A 15,949-nucleotide genomic window follows, 5' to 3' on the forward strand; every position below is an offset into this window, starting at 1 on the left:
CGGCTCGTGCTGCAAGTGCCGGCCGCCCTGGGCTTGAGTCGCACTGCCGCTGAGATGGTTTGTCCCGCGCCGGGCTGAGCTGCATGCCGCTGAGGTGGTTCGACCTGCCCGGGCTTGAGCCGCATGCCGCTGAGGTGGTTCGACCTGCCCAGGCTTGAGCCGCGCCGCGCCCAGGCGGCTTGACTGGCCTCAGGCTTGACCGCTCTGTCGTCCAGGTGGTTTGTCCGGCCCGGACTTGAGTTGCGCTGCCGTCGGGGTGGCTTGACTGGCCTCAGGCCGAGCCGCGCGGCCGCTGAGTGGCTCGACCTGCCCAGGCTTGAGCCGCACCGCCCCCCAGGCGGCCCTGACCAGCCCCGGCTTGAGCCGCACCGCCGCCCAAGCGGCTTCGGCCGCGCTGGCGCAGGAGCGCGGCCTGCCGAGGGCACGCTGCGCGGCGCTCGTCGTGGCTTCGCTCGACCGGCAGGTGAGCTGCCGGCCCGGCGACCCGAGCCCGGCGGCCCGAACCGGCGATCAACCGGTCAGGCGTGCACTTCTTCGGCCCGCTCCGGCCGCAGGCGGTCGAGGGCCGGGCGGCTCAGGCAGGGCCGGCCGCCCGCGTGCTCGGTGGTCGCCGCGGCCGCTGCGACCGCCAGGCAGGCCGCCGTCTCCAGTGGGCGCCGGCGGGTCAGCGCCGCTGTGAGGGTCGCGATCAGCGCGTCCCCGGCGCCGGTGGTGTCGACGACTTCGGTTTCGACGTGCGGGACGAACCAGGTGCCGTCCGGCCCGGCGAACAGGTTGCCCTGCCCGGACACTTCGAGCACGACCAGCGACGGCCCGCGCCGCCGCAGCTCGGCCGCGGCTCGGACAGCCGTTTCGATGTCCTCCACCGGCCGGCCGGCGAGCGTTTCGGTCTCGTGGGCGTCGGCGCGCACGACGTCGGCCAGTGCGAGCAGTTCGTCCGTGAGGTCCGGGTCCGCCGGTGCGCCGTCGAGCACGACGCGGGTGCCCGCGGTGTGCGCCAGCCGTGCCGCCAGCAACGCCGCCGGCGCGGGCTGCTGCAGCTGGACGATCAGGGAGCAGGCAGCCGAGATCGGCGCGGCGGCGGTGAGGACGTCGGTCTCGGTCACCAGGGTGGCGGCCGGGATGTGCTCGAGGTAGCGGCGGCGGCCGTGCTCGTCGACGACGTCGACGATCAGCGCCGTCTCGGCGCCGCGCCGGCGGACCACGTGCGTGGTGCCGATGCGGTCGGCCCGCGCCCGCGCTCGCAGGGCGTCGCCGACGAGGTCCTCGCCGACCACGCCGACGAGCGACACCGACGTGCCCAGCTGGCTCAGCGCCACGGCCTGGTTGGCGCCCTTCCCGCCGAGCCGCTCCTGGCGGTGCTGCACTTCGGCCGACGACCCCGCGTCGGGCGCGTCCGGGACTTCGACCACCAGGTCTCGGGCGACCTGGCCGACGACCACGACTTCGCTGGGCATCACGCGCCTCCTCGGCTCCGAAGACCGGCTACCCCGCCCCGCGAGCAAGGCAAACCGCTCGTTCGGGTAGGTGAGCCGGGCTCAAGCGGACTCGAGCACCCGCGCCGCGACGTCCCGCGCGTGGGCGTAGGAGTTCTCGAAGACGTGCATCCCGTCGGTGACGAGCGCGCCTTCGTGCAGCAACATGACGGTGCGCGCCGCCGACCGCGGGTCGGCGGCCCCGGCCGCGGTCGCGATGGTCGTGAACAGGTCGAGCATCCACGCCTTCTGGCCGACGATCACCCGGTAGGCGGGGTGCGCCGGGTCGTTGATCTCGGCGTGGGCGTTGATCATGCTGCAACCCTTCCCGCTGTACCGGGCGGCCCACCGGGCGGAGGCGTCGAAAACGGCGCGGAGCCGGGACGCCGGGTCGGCACCCGCCGCGTCCAGCAGCGGGGCGAGGAACGCGCGCCACCGCCCGTCCCGCTCGCGGAGGTACTCGACGACCAGCCGCTCCTTCGAGCCGAACCGGTCGTAGAGCGTCTTCTTCGTGACACCGGCGCGCTCGGCGATCAGGTCGACGCCGACCGCGTGGATGCCGTGCGCGTAGAACAGCTCTTCCGCCGCCGCCAGCACCGCGCGCGCCTTGGGCGTCCACTCGATCACCTCGTCCATGCCACGAGTATACCGATCGGTGTAGTCTCGGGCGAATGAGTAAACAGATCGGTATATCCGGCGCGGAGATCGGGCTCGGCGCGCTGTTCGTCGCATGCTGGTCGTCGGGCTTCATCGGCGCGAAGCTCGGGGCCGCGGACGCGCCGGTCGCGACCGTCCTGATGTGGCGGTTCGTGCCGCTGGCGCTGCTGCTCGTGCCGTTTCTCGTCCGCTCGGGCGCCGGCGGGAAAGCGGGGCTGGGGCGGCAGATCCTGGTCGGGGCGCTGTCGCAGTCCGGGTACCTGCTGACCGTGTACCGGGCCATCGGCCTGGGCGTCAACACCGGCACGACGGCCTTGATCGACGGTATCCAGCCGCTCGTCGTCGCCGCCCTCGCCGGGCCGCTGCTGGGTGTCGTGGTCACCGGGCGGCAGTGGCTCGGCCTGGGCGTCGGCGTGGCCGGGGTGGCCCTGGTGACCTGGTCGGACGCGACGTCGGGGCACGGGACCCCGCTGTGGGCCTACCTCGTGCCGTTCGCCGGGATGTGCTGCCTGGTCGCGGCGACCTTCCTCGACCGGCGCACCCGGGAGCGCCCGTCGCCGCTGCGCGCGGTGGCGATCCACTGCGTCACCTCGGCCGTGGTCTTCACGGCTTTGGCGGTGGCGACCGGCGCCGTGCAGCCGCCGGCGTCGGCCCGGTTCTGGATCGCGATGGCGTGGCTGATCGTTTTCTCCACGCTCGGCGGATACGGGCTGTATTGGCTGCTGCTGGACCGCGTCGGGGTGACGAGCGTGAATACGCTGATGTTCCTGGTGCCGGCGGCCACCACGATCTGGGGCACGCTGATGTTCGGCGAGCCGTTCGGCGGGTGGACGGTGACCGGGCTGGCGCTGGCGCTCGCCGCGACCTGGCTGGTGTCCCGGGGTGCGAAGGTCAGGAACGCGTCCGGGCGGTGTTCTGCGCCCGCGGACGTGAGCCGGTCCACCGCGTCGGTACGTCCGTCGTCCGGCGCGGGCGGCGTTTCGACGGCGGTTCGGCGTAGCGGTCCAGCAGGACGCTGAGCCGGTCGCCGTCGCTCTGCCGGCGGATGAGGCGCTCGCCGCGAGCGTCCAGGGTTTCGAGGGTGAAGTCCGCGACCGCCCGCGGGGCCGGCCGGAGATCACCGGAGAACGTGGCCACCACGTGCATCGAGCCGGATCTGCCGTCGGCCGCGGTCAGCTGCCAGCCGTGGCGGCGGTCCCAGGTCAGGAGTTCGTGCTTCGCGGGCCCGTCGGCGGGGCGGCCGGCGAACCGGATCTGGCCGTACACCGGCTCGGCGAGCTCGGCTTCGGCGTCCTCGATCAGCAACCCGAGTTCGGTGGCGACGGCGCGCAGATAGGGGAGGAGAGTGGTTTCGTCCGAGAAGTCGGTGTTCACGGTTCACCTGCCTGGTCTTCGACGATGCCGGTCGGCTACCCGTTTTCCCGGCGGATATGCGTGAAATCGTCGAACGACATTCCTGAGCTGACGCGTCCATTCGTGCGGTGTTGGCGGGGCCACGTGTAACCGGTCCCACGCCGGGGAATCAGAGCGTGTTCCGGTCACTCTGGGGGAGTTGAGAACGTGATGCGCGAGAGCTTCGACTTCGATGTGGACCCGAAGGAAATCAGACTCGTCCGGTCGTGGGCCCGGGAGCGGCTGGTCGCGGCGGGCGATCTGCCGGCCGACACGATCACCGACATCGTGCTGATCATGAACGAATTGGCCACCAACGCCGTCCGGCACGCCACCGGGCCGGCGCGGGTCCGGTTGCTGCGGTCCGACTCGACGGTCTGGATCGGCGTCGAGGACGCGGGTGGTGCCGCCTGGTTCGACCCGGCCGTTCCGCTGTCGACACCGATCGGCACCGGGCTGACCCTGGTCGCCGCGTGCTCCCGGCGCCGAGGCCACTTCCACCGCGGTGACGGCGGCCGGACGGTGTGGGCCGAAATCCCCGTCGCGTCCTGACGTCGAACGTCCGGCGGTCCACCCAAAGGTAGGAACTCTGCGCTGTCAAGGCCGACGGCGTAACGTGTCCTGCCTTGTCTCATCGAGGGCACTTTTCGCCGCTTGTGGCCGGTTTACCTGCTCGAACCGGTCGTCCCGAGGTATCCCGCGAAGCATCCGCCCCGGCTATATTCATCAGATGTCTGTCCTCTGACCCTGCCGGAGCACCCCCCGATGCGAATCGCCACTGCCGTCGCGCACCTGGTCACCGCCGCAGCCGTTGTCGCGGCTGTCGGCGCCACTCCCGGAAGATCCCCGGACGTCCTCTACGCCGCCCCCGACGGGCACGGCTCGGCCTGCGGTTCCGCCTCCCCGTGCGCGCTCACCACCGCTCGTGACCGGGTCCGCGGTCTCGTCCCGCACGCCCGAGGCGACGTCGTGGTCGAGCTGCGCGGCGGCACCTACTCGCTGACCACGCCGTTGCGGCTGGGCGTGCCGGACTCCGGCACGCCGGGCCACCGCGTCGTCTACCGCGCCGCCCCCGGCCAGACCCCGACTTTCAGCGGCGCGCTGAAGGTCGGAGGTTTCCGGAAGACGGACACGGCCAGGAACATCTACCGCGCGCCGGTGCCGAAGGGGACCGCGAGCCGGGAGCTGTTCGTCGACGGCGTCCGCGCGCAACGAGCCCGCACGGCCCAGGACCCGGGCGGGTTCTCCGTGTCCGCCACGGGGTTCACCACCGCCGACGCGTCCTACACGTCCTGGACGAACGCCGCCCGGGTCGAGGTCGTCGCCGACAACGGCTGGAAGCAGCTGCGCTGCCCGCTGGCCTCGATCACACCCGGCGCCTCGGGCGGCTCGGCGCTGACCGTCGACCCCGGGTGCTGGAACAACAACCACACTTCGGTGCCCGACCCGAGCTTCCCGTTCAACGGTGCCGGCCTGCCGAGCCTCGATCGCGTGACCCGGCTCGAAAACGCGTACCAGCTGCTCGGCACGCCCGGCCAGTTCTACCTCGACGGCGACGCCGGTTACCTCTACTACGTACCGCGGCCCGGCGAGGACCTCGCCAAGGCCGACGTAGAGCTGCCCGTCGCGCCGGAACTGCTCGACGTCTCCGGCACCCCCGGGCACCTCGCGCCGCTCGACGACACCGACTGGCGCGCGACCTACACCGGCAGCTGGAGCTACTCCGACGGCCGGCACCTGGGTGATCTCGGCGCCGACGTGCACTACACCCGGAACAACGGCGACGCCTTCGGCTACACCTTCACCGGCACCGGTCTTCAGGTCCTGACCGAGACGAACACCGACGAAGGCGACATGGACGTCTACGTCGACGGCGTCAAGAAGCAGACGGTGTCGGCCAAGAGCGCCGAGCGGCTCGCGCAGCAGGCCGTCGTCTCGGTCACCGGACTGGCCAAGGGCGAGCACACGATCCGCGTGGTCAAGGCCGGCGGCGACTACCTGCTGGTCGACGGCTTCACCGTCATCCCCGACGTCGTCGCGCCGGTGCACGACATCGCCTTCGAGGGCATCACGTTCGCGTACACGACCTGGACCGCCCCGAGCACCGCGGGCTACGTCGACAACCAGGCCGGGATCCTCTGGGACCCGGCCACCCGCACCCCCACCCGCATTCCGGCCGCCGTCCAGGTGCACCGCGGGGCGCGGATCGGGTTCACCGGCGTGACCGTGCGGCACACCGGGACCAGCGGGATCGACCTCGCCGACCAGACCCAGGACTCGACGGTGTCCGGCAGTTCGATCACCGATATCGGCGGCAGCGGGGTCACCGTCGGCGAGGTCGACGACTACTACCAGACCCAGCCCGCGCTGATGACCAGCGGCAACAGCGTCTCCGGCAACGTCGTGCAGCGGCCGGGGCAGGAGTACCAGGACGCGGTCGGCGTCTGGGTCGGCCACAGCCGCGGGACCACGTTGTCCCACAACGACATCGGCTACACGCCGTACTCGGGTGTGTCGATCGGGTGGGGCTGGGGCTGGGCGTCGAGCTGCGCGCTGCAGGCCAAGCAGGGCCTGGCCGACCCGTGCCTGCACGGCACGACCTACGCCGGTGGCAACCACGTGCTCGGCAACCACGTGCACAGCGTGATGGGCGTGCTCTTCGACGGCGGCCCGGTCTACACGCTCGGCGGGCAGGCGTCGCCGTCGGAATTCGCCGGCAACGTGCTCGGCGAATGCGTCAACGGCTGCAACATGATCTACCACGACGAGGGCAGCTCGCTCTGGGACACCCACGACAACGTGGTGGAGTTCGGCAACGGCTCGCTGTGGCTGAACCTGTGGACGCCGACCATCCACGACGACACCATCCACGGTAACTTCACCGACACCGACCGCTACAACAACAGCGGCACGGACATCGACCTCACGCCGTCCACTGTGGTCACCGACGGCCGCTGGCCGCCCGCGGCCCGGGCGATCATCGACGCCGCCGGGCCGCACCTCCCGCCCGCCCCAGTGCTCGACGACGACGACCTGCGGATCGCCTACACCGGGAGCTGGTCCTCGAGCGGCTCGCGCCCCTACGGCGACCTCGAGAACGGCGTCCACTACACCCAGCAGGACGGTGCTTCCGCGTCGATCACCTTCACCGGGACCGGGATCGGCCTGCTCACCGAGACGAATTCCGACGAAGGGGATATCGGCGTCACGCTCGACGGCGCCGACAAGGGAACCGTCAGCGCGAACACCGCCCAGCGGCAAACCCGGTTTCCCGTTTATTCGGTGACCGGGCTCGCCGCCGGGCGGCACACGCTGACCGTTTCCAAGAAGAGCGGAACCTATTTCCTGGTCGACGGCTTCCGCGTCGAGTAGGGATTCAGCGGTTCAGCAGCCGCAGGTCGACCGCGTCGGCCATGGCCTGCATGCCGGCTTCGTTCGGGTGGAGGTGATCACCCGAGTCGAAGCCGGCCTGCAGCGCTTCCGGATCGGAGGGGTCTTGCAGCGCCTTCTCGAAGTCGGCGACGCCGTCGAACTCCCCGCTCGTGCGGATCCAGGCGTTCGCCGCCCGGCGGATCGCCTCGGCGGATCCGCTGTAGTAGCCGGCTCCCTTGTCCGGCAGCATGGTCCCGCCGATGATCCGCACCCCGGCCGCGTGCGCCTGCCGGATCAGTTCGCGGTAACCGTCGATCAGGTGCTGCGCGGTGAGCGGGACACCGCCGGGGCCGGCGTTGTTCCCGATGTCGTTGATGCCCTCCAGGAGGATCACCGTTCGCACGCCCGGCTGGGCCAGTGCGTCGTGGGCGAACCGCTTGGTGGCGCTGACCCCCTGCCAGATGTTCGGCACGTCGGTGAGCACCCGGTTGCCGCCGATCCCGGCGTCGACCACGGCGCTCGGATGCGGCCCGGCGAGCCGCCGGGCGAGGTCGTCCGGCCAGCGGCGGTACACGCTCGCCGGGGTGTTGTAGCCGTCGGTGATGGAGTCGCCGAAGGCCACCACGGTACCGCGCGCGGTGGGGGAGACGACGTCCAAATCGGACAGGTAGTACCAGGAAGTCGTGGCGGCGACGTAGTTCCCGTCGTCGGTGTCGGCCGCGTGGTCGCCCGGCTTCGAGAGGTAGGAGACGTCGAACGCGTCGGAGTGCCAGGTCGCGGAACCGGTCGCCTGCGGCAGGTACAGGCTCACGAGCAGGTTCTGCTCCGCGCGCACGGACAGCGGCACCGGATCGCTGACGACCTCCCGGCCCGCCGGGATCGTGAGCGTCTTCGCGTGCGAGAACGTCACCGCGCGCCGGGAGCCTTCGACGGCGGTCGCGCGGTCGGCCTGCAGGGCGAGGCCCACCGCGCCGACCGCGAGGGGAGTGGTGCCGCGCAGGTTGGACAGGTGCACGCGTAAGCCGTCGCCGCCGACGCTGGGGTGGACGACCATCCGCAGCGTCCGGTCGGTGAAGTTCGGGCCGCCGATCGTCATGCTCGGCGACCACGCCGAAACCCGCCGAGGCGTCGCTGAATCGGTTTCGGCGGCCGCGGCTTTCGTGCTGCCCGAAATCAGGGAAATGATGGTAACCGTGGCCAGCAGGACATTTTTGGTCGTCACGGGAAATCACCTTCTTCGGTGGGAGAAGACAGTTTTACCGCGCATTTCCGGAAATGGCCAGCGGTGGTCGCGTGGGACCGGTTCGTGCCCGGCCCGGTCGCGACGTAGAGTTCGGGGGACGGCCGGCGACCGGCCCGGGGTGCACCGTGAGGGAGGGGCGTACGTGGCCGGTTCCGACGACGACGTGTTCTTCGCCGAGGGCGACGTCGGCCGCGACCTGGCGGCGGTCGACTGGACGGCCACCCCGCTCGGGCCGCCGTCCGAGTGGCCGCAGAGCCTCCGGACCGCGGTGGACATCCTCGTGTCGTCGCGGTTCTCGATGTGGATGGCCTGGGGCCCGGAGCTGACGTTCTTCTGCAACGCCGCCTACCGGCGCGACACCCTGGGCCGCAAGTACCCGTGGGCCCTCGGCCGGCCGGCGAGCGAGGTGTGGGCCGAGATCTGGGACGACATCGGCCCGCGGATCGCCACCGTGCTCGCCACCGCGCAGGCGACCTGGGACGAGGCCCTGCTGCTCTACCTGGAGCGCTCCGGCTACCCGGAAGAGTCGTACCACACGTTCTCCTACAGCCCGCTGCGCGACGACGACGGCGTGGTGGTCGGCATGCTGTGCGTGGTCCGCGAAGACACCGACCGCGTCATCGCCGACCGGCGCCTGTCGACCCTGCGCGACCTGGGCTCGGACCCGACCGTCGTGCGCACCGAACAGCAGACCCTGGCCTTCGCCGGCCGGCAGCTCGGCCGCAACCGGCGCGACCTGCCCTTCACCCTGACCTACCTCTTCGGCGACGACGGCGTCGCGCGGCGGGCGGGCGCCACCGGGATCGCCGCGGACCACCCGGCGGCCCCCGCCACGATCGGCGTCGACGACCCCGCCGCGGTGTGGCCGGCGGCCGGCGGCGAGTCCGTGCTCGTCGAGCTGGCCGGCTTCGCCGGGCTGCCGACCGGCGACTGGCCGGAACCACCCACCCAGGCGCTGCTGGTACCGCTGGCGCAGCAGGGCGCCGCGCCCTACGGCTTCCTGGTGGCCGGGCTGAACCGCTACCGCGCGCTCGACGAGACCTACCGCGGGTTCGTCGAACTGGTCGCCGGGCACCTCGCGGCCGGCATCGGCGGCGCCCGCAGCTTCCACGCCCAGCAGCGGCGGGCGGAGGAGCTGGCCGAGCTCGACCGGGCCAAGACGGCGTTCTTCTCCAACATCAGCCACGAGTTCCGCACCCCGCTCACCCTGATCATGGGCCCGCTGGACGAGCTGCGGGCCCGGGTCGGCGCCACCGACGAGCGCACCGGCCAGGAGCTGGAAGTCATCCACCGCAACGGGTTGCGGCTGGGCAAGCTGGTCAACACCCTGCTGGACGTCTCGCGCCTCGAAGCCGGCCGCATGCAGGCCCGGTTCGAACCGGTGGACCTGGCCGAGGTCACCGCAGAGCTCGCCGGGGTGTTCCGCTCCGCCATCGACAAGGCCGGCCTGCGCCTGGACGTCGGGTGCCCGCCCCTGGGCGAACCCGTGTACCTCGACCGCGGCCTGTGGGAGAAGGTGATCTTCAACCTGCTGTCCAACGCGCTGAAGTTCACCTTCGACGGCGCCATCGCGGTCTCGACGCGGGCGGAGGGCGACCAGGCGGCCGTCACCGTCGCGGACACCGGGATCGGTGTGCCCGAAGGGGAACTGCCCCGGTTGTTCCAGCGGTTCCACCGCATCGAGAACGTCCGCGCCCGGTCCACCGAAGGCAGCGGCATCGGCCTGGCGCTGGTCCAGGAGATCGTCGACCTGCACGGCGGCACGATCACCGCGCGCAGCGTCGAGGGCGAAGGCACCACCTTCACCATCCGGTTGCCGTTCGGCGCCGGGCACCTGCCGCCGGAGGCGCTGATCCCGGCCGGAGGCCACACCGCGACCCCGGACGCCGCCGCGTACGTGCACGAAGCCCTGCGCTGGCTGCCCAGCACCCCCGACGCCGACCGCCGCTCCCAGGCCCTCTCGGCACCCACCGCGCCGACACGGGTGCTGGTCGCCGACGACAACGCCGACATGCGCGAGTACCTCACGCGGCTGCTGAGCGACGCCGGTTACCAGGTCGACGCGGTCACCGACGGCCAGGAGGCGCTCGAGGCGGCCCGGGCGACGGCGTTCGACCTCGTGGTCAGCGACGTCATGATGCCGCGGCTGGGCGGGCTCGAGCTGGTCGCGGCGCTGCGCGACGACCCGCGCACGGCGTCGATGCCGGCCCTGCTGCTCTCCGCCCGTGCCGGGCAGGAGGCATCGATCGAGGGCCTGCGCGCCGGCGCCGACGACTACCTGATCAAGCCGTTCGCGGCGGCCGAGCTGCTCGCGCGGGTGCGGGCGAACGTCGAGCTCGCGCGGCTGCGCACGCACCAGGCCCGGTGGCGCACCGCGCTGGTCGACTCGCTGCAGGAGGCCTTCTTCGTCTGCGACGCCGACGGCGCGGTCATCGAGATCAACGCCGCCTTCACCGACATCCTCGGCTACAGCACCGAGGGCCTGCCGTACCACCCGGTCCACCCCTGGTGGCCGGACGCCGAATCCGATCCCGAAGGTCATCGGGCGGTCAACGAGGCGTTCGCGACCTTGCTCGGCAAGACCCACGGCACCTACACGATCCCCGTCACCCACCGGGACGGCCATCGCCTGTGGGCGCGCGCCGCGTTCGCCCAGGCGCAGGACCCGGACTCCGGGCGGGCCGTCATCGTCGGCACCTTCCGCGACGTCACCGCCGAGCACTACGCGATCCAGCGCGACAGCGCACTGGCGTCGATGAGCACCCGGCTGGCCGAGGCGACGACGCTGACCGATGCGATGACCAGCGCGCTGAGCGAGCTGAAGGACCTCTGGCGCGCCGAAGCCGTCGTCGCCTCGGTGTTCGGCGCCGGTGACGAACCCACGCGGACCTACGCCGAACCGCCCGTCACCTGGGAAAACCTGCCCGGCGACCAGCGTCGCGCGCTCGGCGAGCTACGGCGAGGAGCGCTGCTGGCCCCGGTTTCCGGCCGCACGTGGTCCGGGACCGTCCTCGAACACCCCCACGGCCGGCTGGCGCTGCTGATCGACCTCGGCGACCGCCGCCCGTTCACCGACGAGGACCGGCTGCTGCTGTCGCTGCTCGCCGGCCACATCGGGCCGAGCCTGGGCCGCGCCCACCAGATCGACCAGCAGCGGGAGACGGCCGTCGCCCTGCAACGGGCCATCCTCGGCCCCGCCGACCTGCCCACCGGGTTCGCCGTCCGCTACGAACCCGCCACGCGGCCCCTGGAGGTCGGCGGCGACTGGTACGACACCGTCGAGCTGTCGGACGGGCGCATCGGCATCGTCGTGGGCGACTGCGTCGGCCGCGGGCTGCACGCGGCCGCCGTGATGGGCCAGCTGCGCAGCGCGTGCCGCGCGCTCCTGCTGCAGGACCCGCGTCCGGCGCACACCCTGATGGCCCTGGACCAGTTCGCGGCCAAGCTCGACGGCGCGTTGTGCACCACCGTCTTCTGCGGTGTGCTCGATCCCGGGACCGGGCAGCTGGTCTACAGCACCGCCGGGCACCCGCCGGGGATCCTCGCGCTGTCCGACGGTGCGACGCTCCTGCTCGAAGGCGGCCGGTCGGTGCCGCTCGGCGTCCGCCCCGGCCGCGCGCGTCCCGAAGCCGAGCACACCATCCCCGCCCGCGCGACCCTGCTGCTGTACACCGACGGCCTCGTCGAACGGCGAAGACGCTCGCTGGACGAAGGCATCGAGCGGGCCGGGCAGGTCCTGCACGACGGCCGGGTGAACGCGGTCGAGGACCTGGCCGGCGACCTCATGCGGCGCCTGGCCCCCACCACGGGCTACGACGACGACGTCGCCCTGCTGCTCTACCGCCACCCCGGGCCGCTGGAAGTGAGCTTCCCGGCCGAGGCGGGCGAGCTCGGCCGCGTCCGCAAGACGTTGCGCACCTGGCTCGGCCAGTGCCAGCTCGACGCCCAGCAGGCGCAGAACGTCCTGGTCGCGGCGGGCGAAGCCTGCGCCAACGCCATCGAGCACGGCAACCGCGACAGCCCGGGCGAGATCGTCCGGCTCCGCGCCGAAGCCTTCGCCGACAGCCTCCGCCTGACGGTCGCGGACACCGGCCGGTGGAAGGCGGTGGACGCGGCGCCCGGATCCACCCGCGGCCACGGCATCACGTTCATGCGCGCGATGATGCAGGAGGTCACCATCAACACCACCGCCACCGGGACCACCGTCGACATGCTGACCAGGATCGTGTGATGACCATTCCGCTTTCGCTTGTCCCGCAACGACGTCCGGACGGCACGGCCGTGCTGGCCGCCAGCGGCGAGATCGACATGGGCAACGCCCCCGTCCTCGCCGCGGCGCTCGAAGAGACCACCGAGCGGGTCGTCCTCGACCTGACGGCCGTCGAGTACCTCGACAGCGCCGGCATCGCCGTGCTGTTCGACCACGCCGATCACCTGGAACTCGTCGCTTCTCCGTTGCTGGCCCCGGTTTTGACCGTTTCCGGCCTCGGCGACGTCGTGCCGATCCACCCGCCTCGTCAGTGACCCGGCGTCAGGGCGCGGAGATCGTCGAAGGCCTGGTCGAGGTGCGCGTCCAGGCTCTGTGACGGGTCGTCGATCCAGGCCTGGGCCGCGTGGTGGAAGGTGGCCCAGCCGGTCTGCGCGGCCAGGCCGGCCAGCCGGCCGGGAACACCGCGCTGCCGCAGAGCCTCGGCGAGGGCGTCGCCGAGGGACGCGGCCTTGGCCAGATCGCGCTCGCGCAGGGCCGGCGTCACGGCGATGATCGCCAGCCGTGGCTCGGAGAACGGCCGGTTCTCTTCGAGAATCCGGGCCGCCTTCCGGAAGGCGCGCAGCAGCACGTCGAGCGGCTGGAGGTCAGCGGGCGCTTCGGCGACGGCCGCCGTCATCGTGTCGCGTAGGGCGGCTTCGCCGTCGAAGAGCACTTCGCGCTTGTCCGGGAAGTGCCGGAAGAAGGTGCGCTCGTTGACGCCGGCCCGCGCGGCGATCTCGGCGGTGGTGGTCCGGTCGAACCCGCGTTCCCGGTACAGCTCCAGGGCCGCCTGCTGAAGGCGGCGGCGCGCTTCTGCTCCGCTTCGTGGCACGTCGCGAGCTTACCGCGTTGCGCCAGTGACTGACACCACATTGCGCCAGTGGCTGGCGCTACGCGTAGAGTCAGTGACTGGCGCTACTTAGTGCCAGTCACTGGCGTAAAAACTGGGAGTGTTCCATGCACGTCTTCGTCACCGGCGGGTCCGGTCTGACCGGCCCCGCCGTCGTCACCGAGCTCGTCGCGGCGGGTCACACCGTCACCGGCTTGGCGCGCTCGGACGCCGCGGCCACCCGGCTGGAGTCGCTGGGCGCGACCCCGCACCGCGGCTCGCTGGACGACCTCGACAGCCTGCGCCGCGGCGCCGAAGCCGCCGACGGCGTCCTGCACATGGCCTTCGGCGGCGACTTCGCCGACCCCGACGACATGATGCGCCGCGACCGGACCGCGATCGAGACGCTCGGCGAAGCGTTGGCGCACACGGGAAAGCCGTTCGTCAGCACGTCCGGCACGCTGGTGATGCCCACCGGCCGCGAGACCACCGAACAGGACGAGCCCGACCCGGCCGGCATCGCCGGTTTCCGCATTCCGGGCGAACGGGCCTGCCTGGGCTTCGCCGCGTCCGGTGTGCGGGCGAGCGTGGTCCGGCTCGCGCCGACGGTCCACGGCCCCGGCGACTACGGCTTCCTCGGCATGCTCGTCGACACCGCGCGCACGACGGGCAAGTCGGCCTACCTCGGCGGCGGCAACCGCTGGCCCGCCGTCCACCGGCTCGACGCGGCGGTGCTGTTCCGCCTGGCGTTGGAGAAGGCCCCGGCGGGCAGTGTGCTGCACGGGGTGGCCGAAAGCGGCGTCCCGTTCCGGCGCATCGCGGAGACGATCGCCCGGGGCCTCGGCCTGCCCGCGGTCGCCGTGACCCCGGAGGAGGCCGCGACGCATTTCGCGAGCCCGTTCATGGCCGAGGTCTACGGCATCGACGCGCCGGTGTCCGGCGCGCACACCCGGGACCTGCTCGGCTGGTCGCCGAGCCACCCGACGTTGCTCGAGGACCTGGCGCACGGCGACTACCTCACGGGTGTGCGCCGACCCTCCGCCGGCGCACACCCCTGAGGCCCGGTCAGCCGACCTTCTGGATCTTCGCGTTGCGGATGAGCTGCTTGCCCGGCTCGTGGATCTGGTCGAACGCCGAGTTGTTCAGCAGCGCGCAGCTGCCGGACGTCGAGGTCACCGGCACCGTGATGGACTTGCCGTTGTCCAGGTTCGTCACCTTCAGCATGGTGCCGGCGGCGAACTGGTTGCTCGACGCCGCGGGCGTACCCGCCTCGCCGGAGAGCGTGACGGTCGAGCCGGCGCAGACGGTCGCCGCCGAGTCCGCACCGGCGGCTTCGGTGTCGGTGGCCTGGGTTCCGTTGGCCGCGGTGCCCTCGGCTGCCGCGGCCTGGGCGACGCAGTCGACCGCGACGGCGGCCGCCTGGTCCGCGGCCGCCTGACCGGCGGCGTCCTGGGCCTTGGCCTTGTTCTTGGCTTTGCCCTTCTGGTCGGTCGCCATGCCGTTCTGATCGACGGCCTTGCCCTTGCCGTTCTCGCCGGCCGCGCCGTCCTGCTGGGCCATGCCGTTCTGCTGGGCCATGCCGTTCTCGCCGGCCGCGGCGGTCTCGCCGGTGGCCATCCCGTTCTGGTCGGCTGCCGCGTTGGGATCGGCCTGAGCCACGCAGCTCAAGACGGCCGCGCAATTCTGGAGGGCCGCCGCGTCCTGAGCTGCCGCGCCCTGCTGGTCGGCCATCCCGTTCTGGGCCATGCCGTTCTGGTCGGCGGCCTGGTTCTGGCCCGCCATGCCCTGCTGCTCGGCCATGCCGTTCTGGCCGGCCATGCCTTGCTGGTCGGCCTTGCCGTTCTGGGCGGCGGCGCCGTTCTGCTGGGCCATGCCGCTCTGGTCTTCGGCGCCGGCTTGGCCGGTCATCGCGTTCTGCTGGGCCATGCCGTTGGTGTCCGCGGTCGCGGCTTCCTGGGCCAGGCACTGCTGCACGACCGCGCACGCCTGATCGGCCGCCGCGGCCTGGTCGGCTGCCGCGGCGGACTGGTCCGCCGCGCCGTTCTGGTCGGCACCGTTTTCGTCAGCGGCCTGGTCCTGGCCCGCCATGCCCTGCTGGTCGGCGCCCTGGGCGGCATCGTTCTCGGCCGCCATGCCGTTCTCGTGGGCGGCGCTCTTGCCGGCCGCGCTCTTCTTACCGGCCGCGCCCTTCTGGTCGGCCGTGCTTTCCTGACCGGCCATGCCGTTCTCGTCGGCGGCGCTCTTGCCGGCCGCGCCTTTCTTGCCGGCCATGCCGTTCTGGGCCGCACCGTTCTGGTCGGCCGCGCTTTCCTGGCCGGCCATGCCTTTCTGGTCGGCCACCGCGGTGCCGTCGGCGGCTCCGGCGACCGCCGCGCAGTTCACCGCTGCCTGGTTGGCCGCTACCGCTCCCTGGCAGCCCGCTTCCTGGCGGCGCTGCTGGATCTGGTCGACCACCGCTTTGCGGTTGGCGATGCGGGCCGCGGATTGGGCGTCCGGGGCCATCTGCTGGCTCGCGATGAAACCCAGGTTGTTCTGCAACGCCGTGTCGAGCCCCGTGCAGTTCTCCGTCGCCGCGTTGCTGGCCGGACTGCTCAGGGCGATCGCTGTCGCGGTCGCCCCGGCTACTCCCAGCAGTGCGACGAGTCCGATCGTCGCCGGTTTGCGGTGTCGTCCGGACGTACGCAAGTGGGGCATCAGCCCCTCCTCTCAGGTCGCCACCTCACCACGGCACA

The 15,949-nt window shown here is 72.1% G+C and carries 11 protein-coding genes and 1 pseudogene; 6 read left to right on the forward strand and 6 right to left on the reverse strand.

Annotation, left to right across the window (positions count from 1 at the left end):
- Positions 1-518: 518 nt before the first annotated feature.
- Both OHS18_RS00125 and OHS18_RS00130 read right to left on the reverse strand, forming a co-directional pair.
- The gene (locus OHS18_RS00125) at positions 519-1,457 is read right to left on the reverse strand and encodes a PfkB family carbohydrate kinase (RefSeq protein WP_328615413.1); all 939 of its coding nucleotides are present in this window, start codon (positions 1,455-1,457) and stop codon (positions 519-521) included.
- An 81-nt stretch (positions 1,458-1,538) separates the two neighbouring features.
- Complete coding sequence (locus OHS18_RS00130) at positions 1,539-2,111, reverse strand: TetR/AcrR family transcriptional regulator (RefSeq protein ID WP_328615414.1); 573 nt, start codon at positions 2,109-2,111, stop codon at positions 1,539-1,541.
- Positions 2,112-2,146: 35 nt separating this feature from the next.
- Between OHS18_RS00130 and OHS18_RS00135 the strand changes: the two genes are divergently transcribed.
- Positions 2,147-3,151, forward strand: coding sequence for a DMT family transporter (locus OHS18_RS00135; protein WP_328615415.1), 1,005 nt, complete (start codon positions 2,147-2,149; stop codon positions 3,149-3,151).
- 73 nt (positions 3,152-3,224) lie between these two features.
- Here the strand turns inward: OHS18_RS00135 and OHS18_RS00140 are convergent.
- A pseudogene (locus tag OHS18_RS00140) lies at positions 3,225-3,506 on the reverse strand (DUF6292 family protein); the annotation flags it as partial.
- 189 nt (positions 3,507-3,695) lie between these two features.
- On the opposite strand from OHS18_RS00140, the gene OHS18_RS00145 reads away from it, so the two are divergent.
- Complete coding sequence (locus OHS18_RS00145) at positions 3,696-4,076, forward strand: ATP-binding protein (RefSeq protein ID WP_328457378.1); 381 nt, start codon at positions 3,696-3,698, stop codon at positions 4,074-4,076.
- Positions 4,077-4,289: 213 nt separating this feature from the next.
- The gene (locus tag OHS18_RS00150; protein ID WP_328615416.1) at positions 4,290-6,896 is read left to right on the forward strand and encodes a hypothetical protein; all 2,607 of its coding nucleotides are present in this window, start codon (positions 4,290-4,292) and stop codon (positions 6,894-6,896) included.
- A gap of 4 nt (positions 6,897-6,900) precedes the next feature.
- Here OHS18_RS00150 and OHS18_RS00155 read toward each other — a convergent pair whose 3' ends face one another.
- Positions 6,901-8,118 carry an SGNH/GDSL hydrolase family protein gene (locus tag OHS18_RS00155; protein ID WP_328615417.1) on the reverse strand — a complete coding sequence of 406 codons (1,218 nt, stop codon included), beginning with the start codon at positions 8,116-8,118 and terminating at the stop codon, positions 6,901-6,903.
- A gap of 163 nt (positions 8,119-8,281) precedes the next feature.
- Here OHS18_RS00155 and OHS18_RS00160 point away from each other — a divergent pair, with 163 nt between their 5' ends.
- Together OHS18_RS00160 and OHS18_RS00165 are read left to right on the forward strand one after the other, a co-directional pair.
- Positions 8,282-12,370: a SpoIIE family protein phosphatase gene (locus tag OHS18_RS00160; protein WP_328615418.1), complete on the forward strand. Its 4,089-nt coding sequence runs from the start codon at positions 8,282-8,284 to the stop codon at positions 12,368-12,370.
- Positions 12,370-12,663, forward strand: coding sequence for an STAS domain-containing protein (locus OHS18_RS00165; RefSeq protein WP_328457370.1), 294 nt, complete (start codon positions 12,370-12,372; stop codon positions 12,661-12,663). The genes OHS18_RS00160 and OHS18_RS00165 overlap by 1 nt, the downstream gene beginning before the upstream one ends.
- Here OHS18_RS00165 and OHS18_RS00170 read toward each other — a convergent pair.
- Positions 12,657-13,220, reverse strand: coding sequence for a TetR family transcriptional regulator (locus OHS18_RS00170; RefSeq protein ID WP_328457368.1), 564 nt, complete (start codon positions 13,218-13,220; stop codon positions 12,657-12,659). The two genes, OHS18_RS00165 and OHS18_RS00170, sit on opposite strands and share 7 nt — an antisense overlap.
- Positions 13,221-13,345: 125 nt before the next feature.
- Between OHS18_RS00170 and OHS18_RS00175 the strand changes: the two genes are divergently transcribed.
- Positions 13,346-14,275 carry an SDR family oxidoreductase gene (locus OHS18_RS00175; RefSeq protein WP_328457366.1) on the forward strand — a complete coding sequence of 310 codons (930 nt, stop codon included), beginning with the start codon at positions 13,346-13,348 and terminating at the stop codon, positions 14,273-14,275.
- Positions 14,276-14,282: 7 nt separating this feature from the next.
- Here OHS18_RS00175 and OHS18_RS00180 read toward each other — a convergent pair whose 3' ends face one another.
- Complete coding sequence (locus tag OHS18_RS00180) at positions 14,283-15,911, reverse strand: hypothetical protein (RefSeq protein WP_328615419.1); 1,629 nt, start codon at positions 15,909-15,911, stop codon at positions 14,283-14,285.
- Positions 15,912-15,949 lie beyond the last annotated feature (38 nt).

Origin of the sequence: Amycolatopsis sp. NBC_00355 (assembly GCF_036104975.1) — a bacterium.
Classification (GTDB): Bacteria; Actinomycetota; Actinomycetes; order Mycobacteriales; family Pseudonocardiaceae; genus Amycolatopsis.